1 protein-coding gene and 1 pseudogene are annotated in these 483 nt (G+C 59.2%); both read right to left on the bottom strand.

All coding sequences use genetic code 11. The features are described from left to right. The coding region (locus tag EOB49_RS34685; RefSeq protein ID WP_164781965.1) for a VOC family protein at positions 1 to 337 on the bottom strand (337 nt) is incomplete at its 3' end. A 45-nt stretch (positions 338 to 382) separates the two neighbouring features. Continuing rightward, a pseudogene (locus EOB49_RS38410) lies at positions 383 to 483 on the bottom strand (ATPase); the annotation flags it as partial.

The following is a 483-nucleotide window of genomic DNA, read 5'->3' as shown; positions in this document are numbered from 1 at the left end:
GGCGGCTGAAGCCGTAATTGTCCGGTGGCATCAGGAACGCGCCGTCCTTGCCCAGCGTCCCGACAATTCGGTTCAGCTCTTCTTCTGAGGAACAGTCCACATAGAGCGAGACCGATGGCGTGAACGTGAAGGCGTGGTGCACGGGGCTGTTGAAGACCATGACTTCCAGCCCAGCGATCGACACCCGCGCCAGCTTGACCGTTCCTTGCGGGCCGTCTTCGCCGGGGCCGTAATTCGTGACGTCAAGCACGCTGCTGCCGGGAATGGTCTCGCAATAGAGGGCCATTGCCTCTTCGGCCTTGCCCTCGAACATCAGGAATGGCGTTACTTTCTTCATCGTTGACCTCCGTCTTGCTCCCTGGCGCTCAGATATGAGGGCCGCTCAGATATTGGTCTCGTTGGCGGGTTCGCCCTTCATCTCGCTGCGATAGTAGCCGTCGCGCAAATTGATGCCGTATTCGACATAGGCCTTCATGCAGGCCA

This window comes from Mesorhizobium sp. M7A.F.Ca.MR.148.00.0.0, from assembly GCF_003997735.1.
GTDB lineage: Bacteria > Pseudomonadota > Alphaproteobacteria > Rhizobiales > Rhizobiaceae > Mesorhizobium.
Note: the sequence above shows the minus strand (reverse complement) of the source record. Positions and strands in the feature narration are given on the sequence as shown.